At 55.5% G+C, this 15,056-nt stretch carries 5 protein-coding genes; 3 read left to right on the plus strand and 2 right to left on the minus strand.

Going from position 1 to position 15,056, the window contains the following annotated elements:
• Positions 1-195: 195 nt before the first annotated feature.
• Both ACVMIH_RS25715 and ACVMIH_RS25720 read left to right on the plus strand, forming a co-directional pair.
• The gene (locus ACVMIH_RS25715) at positions 196-5,430 is read left to right on the plus strand and encodes a hypothetical protein (RefSeq protein ID WP_456863837.1); all 5,235 of its coding nucleotides are present in this window, start codon (positions 196-198) and stop codon (positions 5,428-5,430) included.
• Positions 5,396-10,210: a hypothetical protein gene (locus ACVMIH_RS25720; protein WP_456863840.1), complete on the plus strand. Its 4,815-nt coding sequence runs from the start codon at positions 5,396-5,398 to the stop codon at positions 10,208-10,210. Before ACVMIH_RS25715 ends, ACVMIH_RS25720 begins: the two co-directional genes overlap by 35 nt.
• A 347-nt stretch (positions 10,211-10,557) precedes the next feature.
• Here the strand turns inward: ACVMIH_RS25720 and ACVMIH_RS25725 are convergent, their stop codons facing one another.
• Entirely contained in the window at positions 10,558-11,994 is a 1,437-nt protein-coding gene (locus ACVMIH_RS25725) for a DUF1254 domain-containing protein (protein WP_456863842.1), read from the minus strand.
• A 551-nt stretch (positions 11,995-12,545) separates the two neighbouring features.
• On the opposite strand from ACVMIH_RS25725, the gene ACVMIH_RS25730 reads away from it, so the two are divergent.
• The gene (locus ACVMIH_RS25730; RefSeq protein WP_456863845.1) at positions 12,546-13,412 is read left to right on the plus strand and encodes a transglutaminase-like domain-containing protein; all 867 of its coding nucleotides are present in this window, start codon (positions 12,546-12,548) and stop codon (positions 13,410-13,412) included.
• Between the two features lie 144 nt (positions 13,413-13,556).
• On the opposite strand, the gene ACVMIH_RS25735 is transcribed toward ACVMIH_RS25730, so the two are convergent.
• Entirely contained in the window at positions 13,557-14,900 is a 1,344-nt protein-coding gene (locus ACVMIH_RS25735; RefSeq protein ID WP_456863848.1) for a sensor histidine kinase, read from the minus strand.
• Positions 14,901-15,056: the final 156 nt, after the last annotated feature.

Here is a 15,056-nt window from a genome sequence, read left to right on the forward strand (position 1 = left end):
TCACTTTGCTGCTTGCGCCGATTATGAATGGTGCGCCCTTGGTTTCGACGGATGGGCGCTCAAAACTTGCGAGACCTGCACAGCTGACCAGATCACAGCCTCAGCTTTCATTGCTGAGGCAACGATGGTTGCTGCCACAAGGACACCGATCGAAGATTTTTTCCAAAATTATTGCCAAAGGCACGGGGGACTCGGATGCAGTCGAGTTCAAGGTTTTCAATCCTTGAGAATCGATACGGATTTATCGGTCGAGATGAGTATATCACCCTCTCTGATTTTTCTCGAACGCCGGCGAGCTATGGCCCAAATTCCGTTCAAGTTCTAAACTTCGATGACTACCTGTACGCTTCGGTCACCGGGCCAGGAAAGCTCCACTACGACCTCACTCTGAACTTCATCGGCCAGTATGACTTCGGCCTACCAAGAACTTACGCGCGGCATGGAGACGTTGTATTAAACGGGTCCGGCATCGTAACTCTCTACGACATTTACGGGCTTTATAGCTACGTCATAAGCGTGAGCGTCGACTACGCTCCAAAACTTACGACAGTTGCGCGGACATTTTTTCGCGATCAAACGTACAATCTCTCAAATCTCTTTAGTTGGACCGATGAGCAGGCTCCAAGCAAATTCTACGTAGCTAATCAAAATCCGCGAGCTGGTCATTTGATGCTGGACGGCACGATCTCGGATGCCGGGCGTGAGTATACAAGTGATCAAATTGCGCATCTCGTATTTGTCACCACCGACTCACCGCTTCAAAACGTCAGCATAACCATTAAAGCAAAGGACGCTTCGACAGGCCTATGGGGTAATGCTGCGACCGTCACCGGAACGGTGCAAAATCAAAAGCCGTTCATTGGAGCGGCGATCAGCCAGTCGGCCCTCACGGGAACGATTATCGAACTCTCTCAAGCAGTGGTGGGCATCGACCGCGATGTCACCGACACGCCAAATCTAACATACACTTTCACAGATGCGTTTCAGCCGCGGTTGGCGAATAGCACTGGGGGCGGATACTTTACCTTCGACGGCGTCACGAAAATCAATCAGACGACGTTCACTGCAGCGGAACTCCAGGTCCTAAAATACAAAGTTAGCGGCGCCGCCGGCATAGATAAGCTTTCGGTCGTGGTGAGCGACGGAATTGACCATAGTGCACCAGCCAGCTTCACGATCACGGCAATCAACAGAGTGCCGGTTGTCACCAGTAAGGGCGATCGGACACTGGGATCTGAGGAGACCGTCAAGATCGGCGCGCTGATCGAAGCACAAGATCCTGACGGAGAACTGCGAAATTTGAGATTTGAGGTCATCGACCTGACGGATGGCAATGGCTTCCTAAAACTGAATGGAATCGCACAACGACCTCATCAGCCGGTTTCCAACCTGTCGTACGAGGATCTATCGAGGCTCGAATTCTTACCAGCGGCCAGCGACATCGCGGATAAGATCCAGATCCGGGCCTATGACGGAATCGATTGGAGCGCACCGGTCACGGTTAGCCTGAAAGGTACGGCATTCGCCGACGTCGCCGTCAATCATCTCTATACAGAACTCGCGAAGTTTGCCGTCGCTGCCTACAAGCCGATCGTCGACCTCAGTTCACTCTCCGCTGGATGGAAGCCGTTGCAACTGGACCTGTCCGTGAACGGCGGATCGGTCGCAAATACTATCAACGGCATATTTACCAACGCCAATGCCGCCGCCCTGATTGTCGTTGGAAACATGAACGGTGCTCGGACACTTGTCGTCGCCTATCGTGGAAGCGATGAGTTGCGCGATACCGCGGACTGGCCTTTGGCCACAGCCCGTGAAAGTTACTATCACGACTTTGACGCACTACATGCTGCACTTGAGAAATACATTGTCGATAATGGTGTAACCCAAGTCCTCTTGACCGGACACAGTCTGGGTACGGTGCCCGTTCAACTCTGGTACCAGCATCTGCATTCCCTCTATCCAACTCTCAACGTTCAGGGCGTCACATTGGCGCCGCTCGGCGCCGGGAGCGGAAGCCCAAATGACGCGATCGTAAACTTCGAAAACACCAACGATATTGCGCGAAACCTAACCCAGCCAATCAACCTGGGCGGAAATGTACTGGCGGGTAGAACCGTCGACATCGATATCCAGTTAGACGATAGCGCCAACACCACGCGCTGGAGTAAGGCCCATCATTCAGCCGATCTTTATGCACTCGAGATCGAACGAATAGAGACCTTTCTGGCTGGCCATCCCAATCAAGACTTTCTGAAATCGAACCCTTCTCTGGCAGACAAAGCGCCGCAATACGTCGTATTGGGAGGCCGCCCCGCACTCTGGAATCAAGCGTCGTCTTTCTACCTCAATGCCCCACTAGGAAATCCTGATTTTGCAAGCAAGGATCAATTGTTCATCGGGAGCCACAATAACGAAACGCTCGTCGCGAATGGCCGTGACATTCTCTATGGCGGCGGCAGTGGGAACGGCGGAGTAGACAAGTTCGTTATACTAGCCGGAAGTGCAAAAGCATTTGGTGGAAACCAAAGCGACAAGTTCTTTATCACCCTCGGAAGTTCACCCGCGATCAACGACAGCGGCGGAATCGACGAGTTAATTCTCTTGCCCCGCCCAATCTCAGAAGATGCCGCGCTGCGGACGCTGAGGGATCCAGGAACGCGGGACAGCTTCTTCCAGGGCCGAGCGTTCATCGATCCATCCAAGCTATCGCTTTTGCGAAGCGGCAACGATCTTCTACTGTCCTATCTCGACCTAGGCGTCTCTACCACTATCCGAATAGTGGATATGGGATCTGCTGCAAGTTCCATTGAAAGGCTCACGTTCGGAGACTCTTTGGGACGTGAGCAGCACTACGATCTCAAGAAGTTATGGGAAGTTGCCCCGGCCGCGCCAGCCGGCGCGCTGACGCTGTCAAGCGCCATCGCGGCCAATTCCTCCAGCGTCAACGGGTTCTCCTTTGTCATCCAATCCGCGAGCCTGACCAGCGGTAAGCTCGATGCTTCGGAATTCATGGTTGATCCGCTGCTGCTTACGCGAGTTTCCGAAGACCCGATCCACGGCGCACTGAACGCGCCCGCATATGGCGGCTCGGTCAGCGCCAACGGTCGCTTTGTATTGTTCAACACTTTCGCTACCGACGTGCTTAGCGCAACGCCAACCACAGCAGGAAGCTACCAGGAAATCTACTCGCGAGACCTAAAGACTGGTGAAGTTCGACTGCTGTCGACAAGCTCCACCGGAAGCCCCCTGATGGGTAATGTTCGGACCGGGCTTTATGAAGCTCATCAAGCCCTGTCATTCGACGGAAAGTACCTGGCTTTCGTCGGCAATCCGCAAGATTCGGGCTGGATTGAAGGTGTCAATACCGGAGCAGGCTTCATTGATCCGGTAACGCATCAATTCATTCCAGTCCTTCACTACTACGATAACGTTTTTGTCAAGAATCTGGAGAACGGACAAGTCGATCTCGTCAGCTATGATCTGAGCGGCAAAGGCCAGCAATCTGACGTAGCGTTCGGCGGGATCTCGCAGAGCGGTCGCTATGTATCGTTCGGCACCGCTGCCAACAATCTTGTCGCAGGAGACTTGGACGGAAGCTACGATCTCTTTGCCCGCGACATAACGACCGGCGCACTCTATAGAGTTACGACGACCGTCGATAACACGGGCCCGATCGGCTCCAGTACACTTGGAAACTTCTCTTCCGATGGCAGGTATATCGCATTTTCTAGTCAATCCACGAAGCTAGTCGCGGTTGACACAAACGGAACGGAAGATGTTTTCGTCCGTGATCTTTTTACTGGACAGACGTTCCTCGTCAGCATCGCGGGTGACGGCTCGCAGGCCCAAGGTTCATCGAGAAATGCCAGCATCTCGGGCGATGGGAGATACGTGGCCTTTGAGAGCGACGCCCCCAACCTAGTGGTCGGCGACACTAATGGCCGAACCGATATTTTCCTGAAAGATACAGAAACGGGAGAGATCAAGCGGCTCACGGCCGGTATGGACAACGGTGCATTCGGCCCAGTGATCTCGGAGGACGGCCGCTACATCGTCTTTTCCTATTATGCTACGCCGAAAACAAACTCCCCTTTTCCACCTCCCTCCGGCGGATACGTCTATGACACAGCAACGGATCGGATCGCAAACTTCACCGGCCTGATTGTCTCTGACGGAACTGAGTTCGCGATCGGCGTTTCGTCGGACGGGCGCACCCTAACCTTTGGCGGAAATGGCAACGTCTATGCCATCGCTAATCCGCTGTACGATGCACATCCTAACTGGCGTCCTACGCTAACGGTCACGGATCAGCAAATCACGGCCGGACATGCGGTTTCAGCCCAATCTCTGTTTCGGGCTACGGACAAGAATGGCTCGGACACGATAACGACGCTCGAGTTTCAGGACCTGAACTCCTCGGTCGCGGGCGGGCACTTTGTTTTGAATGGGGTATCCAGGGACTCAACACCCTTTCGGATCAGTCCCGCCGATCTATCAAATCTGACTTACATTGCTGGCCCCGCCGATACAGTCGACATCGTCAAGTTGAGAGTAAGCGACGGCACTAATTGGAGCGACACCGCCGAGTTTCAGATCTCCGCGATCAACTTGACGGTTTCCGAGCTTAGGCGCGAGTCGCTAGCGCCGAATTTGCTGGGTGGCAACGGCGACAGCGGACGCTCTGCGTTCTCGGCTGACGGGCGATATCTGGTGTTCGAAAGCCAGGCCAGCAACCTGGTCCCTGGCGACGATGCTGGGCAGCAAGATATTTTTCTGCGCGACCTGCAAAGCGGCTCGACCCGTCGGCTGACCAATGGTCTCTCCGGCTTGGAAGCCAATGACTTCAGCGCCAACCCATCAGTTTCTGGCGACGGCAAGAAGATCGTTTTTGAAAGCTGGGCGACCAATCTGGTGAGTGGTGACGACAATGTCTATCGCGACATCTTCTACTATAACCAAAGCAGCGACGCGATCACCTTGGTAAGCGGCTCTGTCACTGGCGGCAATGCGAATGATCAAAGCTTCGATCCAAGGATCGACGCCAATGGAGACGCCATTGTGTTCTCCACTTTGGCGACGAACATCGTGTCCAACGATACGAACCAGTTCGCTGACGTCGTTCTGTTCAATATTGCGACCGGCCTTGCGCGAGTCGTGAGCCTCAGCAAGGACGGCGTGCAAGGCAACGGCGACAGTTGGGGTCCCGACCTAACCAGAGATGCGGGAGAGGTCGCGTTTACCTCGTATGCCAGCAACCTCGTGGTCGGGGACACCAACGGGTACGCGGACGTCTTCGTGAAGTCACTGACGAGTGGTGCAGTGGTTCGCGTCAGTACAGGCGAAAATGGCACTCAGGCGAACGCAGACTCTGTTCTTCGCGCGATTACGCCCGATGGTCGTTATGTACTCTTCAATAGCTTGGGCTGACAATCTTGTGCCGGGAGACAGCAACGCTCACGGCGACATCTTCGTGAAGGACCTCGTCACGAATGCGCTGAAGCGGGTCAGCGAAACACAAGCTGGCGTTGGAGGCAACGATACGAGCGCCAACGGGTATATTTCCGCCGACGGACGTTTTGTCGTTTTCCAGTCCAAGGCAAGCAATTTTGTTCCAGGCGATGACAACCAATCATCAGACGTTTTTGTAAAGGATCTCGCGACCGGAAAACTCGCAAAAGTCAGTTCGGATATTCTCGGAACGACGCTCGTCCAGGGCAGCAATGTTTCGGGAATCTCCGCCGATGGTCGCTTCATTACGTTTCAAACCGCCAGCCCAGGCGTCACGTTCGACGATGTCGGCCAGCTTGAGGATGTCTTTGCGCTTCCCAATCCGCTGTTTTTCAATCCTCCAATTATTACGGCGAAAAATCTGGTAGTCGATCGCGGAACGGACATCTCAGCCGCCCAGCTGTTCACAATCACCGATCCAGATGGCGATCCCATTCAACAAATCGAAATCTACGATCGGAACACGAATGCATCGAGCGGATCGTTCAAGCTGAGTGGTGCCACTCTCACCGCTGGTGAATATCATTTCGTCAGCGGCGCATCCATTTCTGGCCTGACGTTCACAAGTGCATCTGCGGCCGACAGGTCAATTACCGATGGCCTTGCCGTAAGGGCGTATGATGGCATCAGTTGGGGGCAATGGACGAGCTTTGCCGTCACGACCAATTTTAACGTGCCACCAACACTTAGCGTTAGGCCGCAATCGGTACACCTTGGCGAGTCAATTCAGTTTGCAACGGTCGTCACGGCATCGGATACAAACGGCGATCCTGTTTCGAAGTTTCAGGTTCGCGATGACACGACGGACACCGGGTCTGGTTTTATATCACTCGACGGTGTTCGCGTTGCGGCCAGCGCGGAACTGACCGCGGACGAGTTTGGCCGGCTTCATTTCACGGGCGCGACTAACACTGTCGTACCGGTGGACGATTTCATCTCGGTTCGGGCTTTTGACGGAATTGCTTGGTCAACATGGGTGCCGGTTGTGCTGACCACCCAGCCAATCAACGATCGCCCCGTTATCAGCGCGAGTGATCGAGTACTGCAACAAGGGCAAATTCTGTCATTCGATCAACTCGTGAGCGTCAACGACAAAAATGGCGACTCCATTCTGACTTATCAATTCAGAGATCACAATGCCGACCCACACAGTGGCGGTTGGCTTAAACTCGGTGCGGGAAAGTCGACAATTTCTCTCGATGCGGGGCAGGGATTTGACGGACAGTGGCTTACGACCGACGTCTCAGCCACAGACATTGGGTCGATCGCATTCATGGCTGGCAACCCGCAAAATGATACGATCACCGATGACGTCGAGGTTAGGGCGTTTGATGGCGTTGAATGGAGCGACTGGAAGCAGTTCACCATAACGACTGGCCTTGCCAAATCGACGCCCGTAGTTACGGGCATCGACAGCACAGTACAACAGGGTCAAAAGCTCTCGGTCAGCAGCTTATTCTCGGTTTCTGATATTAATCGCGACCCACTGGGCATGATCGAGGGCAAAGTCAGTGCCGGTCTCAGCGGCTCCTGGTATTTCGATGGCGCCCCAGCCACGAGTGGTTCGGACGGGGTTATTTCGGTCGCCTGGACAGACATTGACAAGCTCGAATACAGAGCTTCCGGTGGCCTTTCGGCCATTTCAACCGCTACCTTGCAATTTCGCGCGTCCGACGCCGGCGGTTGGAGTGACTGGGGCACTGTCAATCTCACAGAAATGCCGGGCAATGTCGCACCTGAGGTGCAGGCCAATGACTTCTCATTGATGCGCGGCCAAGCCGTTCGCGCAGGCTCAATGATCCGGGCGCACGATGTAAATGGCGATGATATTACGGCATATCAACTTGGCGTCGGATCTGCCGGCGCCGGCTCGGCGAGCTGGCAGCTTAATGGTTCTACTGTAGCGGATCAGTCGATTGTCACGGCAACTCAATTCGAGGAGCTGATGTTAGTCGGCGCGAGCTCACTGGGGGCATCGAGCACAACGTCGATGCAAGTGCGTTCCTACGATGGAAAGGACTGGGGAGATTGGCACAACTTCTCGATTACGACACTGGCCGGCAACGACTCTCCTTTCGTCTTGCCAAATGATCTGGTCGTTTTGACCAGCGCTTCGTCCCCCATATCGGATGCAATCCGCTATGCCGACAACAATGGGGATCTGGCCGCTCTATACGAAATCTATGAGAACGATGCATCGGCTGGGACCGCCTACCTCACTTACGACGGTGCCAACGTCAGTTCGTCGGCCGGAACTCCGTTCCAGTTCAGTGATCTCTCGAAACTGCTGGCGGTTGGGGGTCAAGATCCAGGAACGGAATCTTTGAGCATCCGGGCCTATGACGGAATCGCCTGGTCAGACTGGGCCGAAGTGCTAGTTGAGACGGTTGCACCTCCGTCCCCGTTCAATCAGGCTCCCGTCGCGAGCAAAACCGGAGGATACTCGCTTGAACTAAATCAGTGGATCCAGATCAGCCTTAACAATCTCCCGCTGCAGGCCTTGGACGCCGATGGCGATCCCATCGTAGCCTATAGATTTACCGATAGGTCTGCAGAGGGCAACAGCATGCATTTATGGGCGGCCGCGATAGGCAATCTATCGCAGGGCGGCAGCATTGAGGTCGCAGCGGATCAACTGAACACGGTCTGGCTGCAGGGCGGAACCGCGCTTGGCGCCGACAACTTGCAGGTAGAGCTCTTTGATGGATTTGAGTGGGGACAATCAGTCAGCATCGATGTTCTAACAAGAGCCGCAAACCATTCTCCCCTCTTGCAGGCACCGGACTTCAACGCCACTTCGCACAACCAAGCTATCGCTGTGTCGAGCCTCTTTAGTGTTTCGGATCAGGATTCAGACACGATCACGAAATTTCAGTTTTGGGATTCAACGGCTGATCTGGCGAGCGGTCATTTTGTTGTCGGCAACGTCGCTCAAGGCGTTAATCAGACGATTGATGTCAGTGCAGGTCAGCTGGCCCGTACGACATTCCTGGCGGGTGCGGTTTTCGATGATCTGTGGGTACGCGCCTACGACGGCTTCGTTTGGAGCGCCTGGGCGGAGTTTCATGTCACCCCGCCGGTGAACCACATTCCCGTGGTCACCGCCTCGGATTATGCCGCCAGCCACAATCAGAGCATCACGGCCTCGAGCCTATTCTCGGTCAGCGACGCCGATAGCGATGCCATCACCAAATATCAGTTCTGGGACTCAACGAGCGATCCAGCCAGCGGCCACTTTGTGGTGGGCGGAGCGGCCCAGGGCACCAATCAGAACATCGATGTCAGTGCCGCCCAGTTCGCCAATACGACGTTCCAATCGGGATCGGGATCGGACGATCTGTGGTTACGCGCCTATGACGGCTTCGCCTGGAGTACTTGGAAAGAGTTTCATGTCAACGCGCCGCTGAACCAGGCCCCGGTGGTCACCGCCTCCGATTATGCCGCCAACCACAATCAGCGCATCGCGGCCGCGAGCCTGTTCTCGGTCAGCGACGCCGATAGCGACACCATCACCAAATATCAGTTTTGGGATTCAACGAGCGATTCAACCAGCGGTCACTTTGACGTGGCCGGAACCGCTCAAGGCACCAATCAGAACATCGATGTCAGCGCCGCTCAGCTCGCCAATACGACGTTCCAATCGGGATCGGGATCGGACGATTTGTGGGTACGCGCCTTTGACGGCTTGGCCTGGAGCGCTTGGAAAGAGTTTCATGTCAACGCGCCGGTGAATCACGCCCCGGTGGTCGCCGCTCCCAATTATGCCGCCAGCCACAATCAGCGCATCGCGGCCTCGAGCCTGTTCTCGGTCAGCGACGCCGATAGCGACACCATCACCAAATATCAGTTTTGGGACTCAACGAGCGATTCAACCAGCGGTCACTTTGACGTGGCCGGAACCGCTCAAGGCACCAATCAGAACATCGATGTCAGCGCCGCTCAGCTCGCCAGCACGACGTTCCAATCGGGATCGGGATCGGACGATCTGTGGGTACGCGCGTATGACGGCTTGGCCTGGAGTGCTTGGAAAGAGTTTCACGTCAACGCGCCGGTGAATCACGCCCCGGTGGTCGCCGCCCCCGATTATGCCGCCAGCCACAATCAGATCATCGCGGTCTCCAGCCTGTTCTCGGTCAGCGACGCCGATAGCGACACCATAACCAAATATCAGTTCTGGGACTCAACGAGCGATTCAACCAGCGGTCACTTTGACGTAGCCGGAACCGCTCAAGGCACCAATCAGAACATCGATGTCAGCGCCGCTCAGCTCGCCAGCACGACGTTCCAATCGGGATCGGGCTCGGACGATTTGTGGGTACGCGCCTTTGACGGCTTGGCTTGGAGCGCTTGGAAAGAGTTTCATGTCAACGCGCCGGTGAATCACGCCCCGGTGGTCGCCGCCCCCAATTATGCCGCCAGCCACAATCAGACCATCGCGGCCTCTAGCCTATTCTCGGTCAGCGATAGCGACGGCGACAGCATGTCCACCTTCCGTTTCTGGGATTCGACGACGGATGCCTCCAGCGGACACTTCGTCGTCAATGGCGTGTCCAAGGGGACCAATCAGAACATCGATGTCACAGCCGCCCAGCTGGCCAGCACGACCTTCCAGAGCGGGGCGGTTGCAGACGATCTTTGGGTTCAGGTCTATGACGGCTTTGCCTGGAGCGCCTGGCAGGAGTTTCACGTCGTGGTGTAGCCCATCTTTCTACCGAACGTGCGGCCATGAGGAACGTCCTAAGCGCTAGATGTCCTTACTGCAGCGGTCTACGACCAGAGGGATTCTACCATTCGCCTATCCGATGTTATGGAAGAAGTCGGCCTTTAGACGAGCAAGGCCGGGCCCTGGAGATACAACCGATCGTCTTCGTACGCGCCATCCGCATCGATCTAGGAACCAGACATCAACGCCGCCCATCGGGAGGTCCGTGAAGGGCCAAAAACTGACATCCGCAGCGACGCCTACAGTGCTCGCAAAGCTCCGGGCACTAAAAATGCTTCCGCCGACGCTGTGGGTCTCGCGCCGGCGGAGTTCAGCTGTTCTATTCAGTTGACCTTGATCACCTGTGGCACTTTCCAGCTTCCATCGATGATCGAAGGGGCAGTGTCCTTGGGCCAGTACATTCGCAGCATCAGGACAAAATCGCCCTTGGGCGCCGGCAACCAGTTCGACTCCTTGTCAGCACCCGGCGACTCGTTCTGGAAGTAGAGGGTCAGCGAGCCGTCCGGATCGAACTTTGGATTGTCGCGCATGCTGACGGTGAATCTGTTCAGCGGATTGGGAACGAACCACCAGCCCTGGTCGATCATGTACATGGTGAACGACCAGAAGCCATTGACAGGTGGTGTCGCATCCTTTGCAAACGTCAATGTGTACTTGTTTGCACCGCTCAGCTTCTGTCCTTTCGAGTCCTTCTCGGTATTCGGATAGACCGCATCACGCTCCTGATTCGCGGGCCAACCGAAGGCCGCCACAACTGCGCGCTTCATGTAATCGGAGGGACCGTAAGTGCCGAGACCCTTCGTGATCGACCAGCCGTCGACGATCCCACCGAGGTTTTCCTTGTTGGCCTCGATCTTTTTAAGGGCGATATTTGGGATGTCTTTCAACGCTTCCTGTACTGCCGGATCGAGCTTGCTCATCTCGAACGGCTTGCCGGGCACGATGCCGATCTTCGCCATGCTTGCGAGCATCGGTGCATCTGCCGCGGCGGCAGGTGCCGTGGAAGCCATGAGCTTGGCCATCAAACTAAAGTAACCCTCCGTTCCCATGGCGAGAATGACCGTCTGCGGCTTGTCGGTCATGCTGAAGCCGGGATTAGGATTCACCGGAGGCGCGACCGGCGTGTATGGTTTGCCCCACGACGAAAGCGGCGTGATCTTGTATTGAGCCTGCAGCGCGTTGACGGCCTTGTAGTCACCCTCGGTGCCGTCCGCGTAGGTACGACCGAGAATGACCATGTTACGCGTCGCCATCGGGAAATGCTTCATATCCGCCGGAACGTCGCCCTTCCAACCCGGGCCGGTGAAGAGATAGTTGGCGGCCTTGCCGCTGGCCGTCCGCTTGCTCGGCGAGTGCTCGGAATCCGACATCCACAGATCGGTGATTTCAAAAAGATAGAAGCGATCGCCCATATCCGGGTGGCTGAATACCTGCGGCTCGGTAAGGTCGAGCCAGGCAACGGAATACAGCGTATCGGCATTGGGCGCGGAAACGCCACGATAGTCCGCAGGCGGATAGCGAGGAACGTTGACGAACTCACCGGTGGGACTTGTGAACCCCTCGACTTTGGGCACGTTGCTCATCTGCACGCGGGTTACCTCGGTCGTGATCAGCGAATAGCCATAGACATAGGCATCGGTGGCAATCTGCTGCGCTTCCGCAGCTGATATGGATTGCGCGCGCGATGGTTCGGTGGCCGCAAAACAAATCGATATAGCGAGGCTAACAGCGGGAAAAATCCGTCGATTAATCGCGTTCATGCAGTTACCCTTCGGTTTTCTGAATAAACATTGGAGGCGGTCGATCCGGCTCAGGATCTAGAAACAAGTATCTACGCAGAGCCATCCTATAGATTTAGACCAACAGTTGTCTACCGGGCCGCTGTCAACCAGAGGCTCACCGCCGTCGTCTTTTCAGAAAGCGATATCGGTCGAAGCTCGCCCGATGTCCGCAACGGGGCCAAAAGCTGACATGATTACCTGCGCTGCGTTGGTCACTTAGGCACGTTTGCGCTATTGATCAAAGGCCAGGTACTGCTGATCGCATCTCTGAAGATGCAATGTCCAACTCTCGGCCGCCGTTCTTCGCGAGGTGTCTGCGCGCGCCGGCGACGCCAGCGGCGGCATGGCAGCCTGATAGAACGCGAGCTCGGCACATCCGATGTTATGAAAACAGAATAAGAGCTACACGGAAAGCTGGTTCTCTGTCCCCTCCCGCGCGGCGGGATGTTTGCCTGTCTTTTCAGCACATTGGATTTGGAACCCGCTGCGTTGATCCAACTTATTGCACACCAACGCAACGAGGCAAGACCATGGAAATCGAAGCCGGTTACGATATAGCCTTCCACTGCCTTCAAGACGTGCCCATGGTCCTCATGCTTACTGTTCATCCGTCGCGGCACGCTGACTTGTTGACCCAACATAAAGTCAGCTTTTCTCCCGATGTCGCGCATCGCGATTATCGCGATTCGTTCGGCAATATATGCACGCGTTTGACCGCGCCAGCCGGCCTAATTGAGATACACAATCGCTTCATCATTTCGGATAGCGGCCGACCGGATGAAATCGCCCCTGATGCCCGGCAGGTCGAGATTGATCAAGTGCCGGACGACGCGTTAATCTACCTGCTCGGTAGCCGCTACTGCGATATGCAAAAGCTCAGCGATTTTGCTTGGTCTAAGTTCGGCACCATCATCGGCGGCTGGCAACGAGCACAGGCCGTCTGCGACTATGTCCATAACCGGCTCGAGTTCGGCTATCACCATGCGCGCTGCGATCGAACAGCCGCCGAGGGACATGACGAACAACGAGGCGTATGCCGGGATTTTGCTCATCTAGCCATCACACTTTGTCGATGCCTCAACATTCCCGCTCGTTATTGCACAGGTTATCTCGGCGACATTGGTGTGCCAAAAGATCCTGCCCCAATGGACTTCAGTGCTTGGTTTGAAGCCTATCTTGACGGCCGATGGTACACCTTCGATGCTCGACACAATCATCCGCGCATCGGTCGTATTGTGATTGCGCGAGGCCGCGATGCTGCGGACGTTGCTATATCGACGGCTTTTGGACCCGCGCAACTGTCGAGCTTTGCCGTCATCACCGAAGAACGCTCCACTCCAAACGAGCAGCAGACGTGCAATCATGCTCCCGCTGAACGCGAGGCAGCGTTTGCCTGATTGGGATATTCCTGCGCCTTGACACTCCAGCGCCTGCTCAGCTTTACCGGCTAGGTGATCGCAGAACGCTCGCCGCTGCGCTTCACATTGAGCTCCAAGGATCCGTGAGCGTACCTTGAGGAGCAGGTCGTCGCCGACATACGATCAAAGCGGAAAACTAATCCGGCATACCATACCCTCGGGACGCCAATCAAAAGTCACGGCTCCCTTTCGCTCGACAGCCATTACCTGAATGATTTTGCTGCCAAAGCCTGTATGGCTCGGCGCCTCCACTTTCGGACCATTGCTCTCAGCCCAGACAAGCTGCAACTTCCGGTCGGAATCGGACCACGTCACGTCAATACAGCCGTGGCTTGTGGATAGGGCGCCGTATTTAGAAGCGTTCGTCACCAATTCGTGGACGACAATGGCAATGGCTTGCGCCAGGTCCGGTTCAAGCAACACTTGAGGTCCGTTCGTGCGAACGCGATCATTCTCGCCAAATGAATAAGGGGCCATCTCCTGCTTGAGGATCAGCGTCAGTTCCGCTCCGGTCCAGCGACTCGCTGCAAAAAGCGAATGAACGTTCGCGAGAGCCTGGATGCGTCCCTGCACCGAGCGTTTTAGTTTATCGACAGAATCGGCCCGCGACAGATTGACCATAGCGCTCACATTGGCGAGCACATTCTTGCTTCGGTGCTCGGCCTCCCGTGCAAGTACGGAAATTCGCTCCTGTACGCGTTTCTGCTCAGTAATGTCGCGAGCGATCTTAGAAGCGCCAACGATAACGCCCGCTATGTTTTTGATAGGAGAGACAGTCAAAGAGACCACAATCTGCGTACCATCTTTACGCTGACGAATTGTCTCGAAATGTTCGATGCGTTCTCCGCGCCGTACCTTTGACAGTATTTCCCGTTCCTCAGCATGGCGGCTTTCCGGAATGACAATTGTAATGGGCTGTCCGATTGCCTCCGCCGCCATGTAACCGAACGCGCGTTCGGCACCTTCGTTCCAGCTCGAGATGATGCCATCTAAAGTTTTGCTTACGATGATGTCATCGCTTGAGTGGACTATCGAGGCAAGTAATCTCAGCTGCTCTTCGCTATCGCGAAGCGCGCTTTCGATCTCTCTGCGCTCAGTAATATCAGTGTTCGTTCCGCACCAACGAATTATCTGGCCCGCGGAATCACGAAATGGAAGCGCTTGCGCAAGAAACCATCGATAAGTGCCGTCCCTACCCCGCAACGGAAACGTGTCTTCCCACGGCGTCCCGTTTGCGAATGACGCTTTCATCTTCGCGACGACGCGATCCACATGGTCTGGGTGATGAACCTTCTGCCAACCCCAGCCTCGCATCAGTTCGAAATCAGTGCCCGTGTACTCGTACCAGCGACGATTGTACCAATATCTGTCGCCGGAGGCGTCTGCGATCCACGCAAGTTGTGGGATGGCGTCGACCAACGCGGCAAGCGCAATCCGACTAAGCCCATCCAAACGATCGTCCGACATCCGCCCTCGCTCGTGCCATCTCCTCTCTCTACGACGGCCGCAGTTAAAGACGAGAGATGGCTGGGTTGGGACATTTTTACCCCAAAAGAGGCCGCTTATAAATACTTGCAGCTCCTTATTGCCTGAGGGGCCCGCGCGACTGGCTGGTCATTGACG

The sequence above is a fragment of the Bradyrhizobium sp. USDA 4503 genome, from assembly GCF_054055815.1.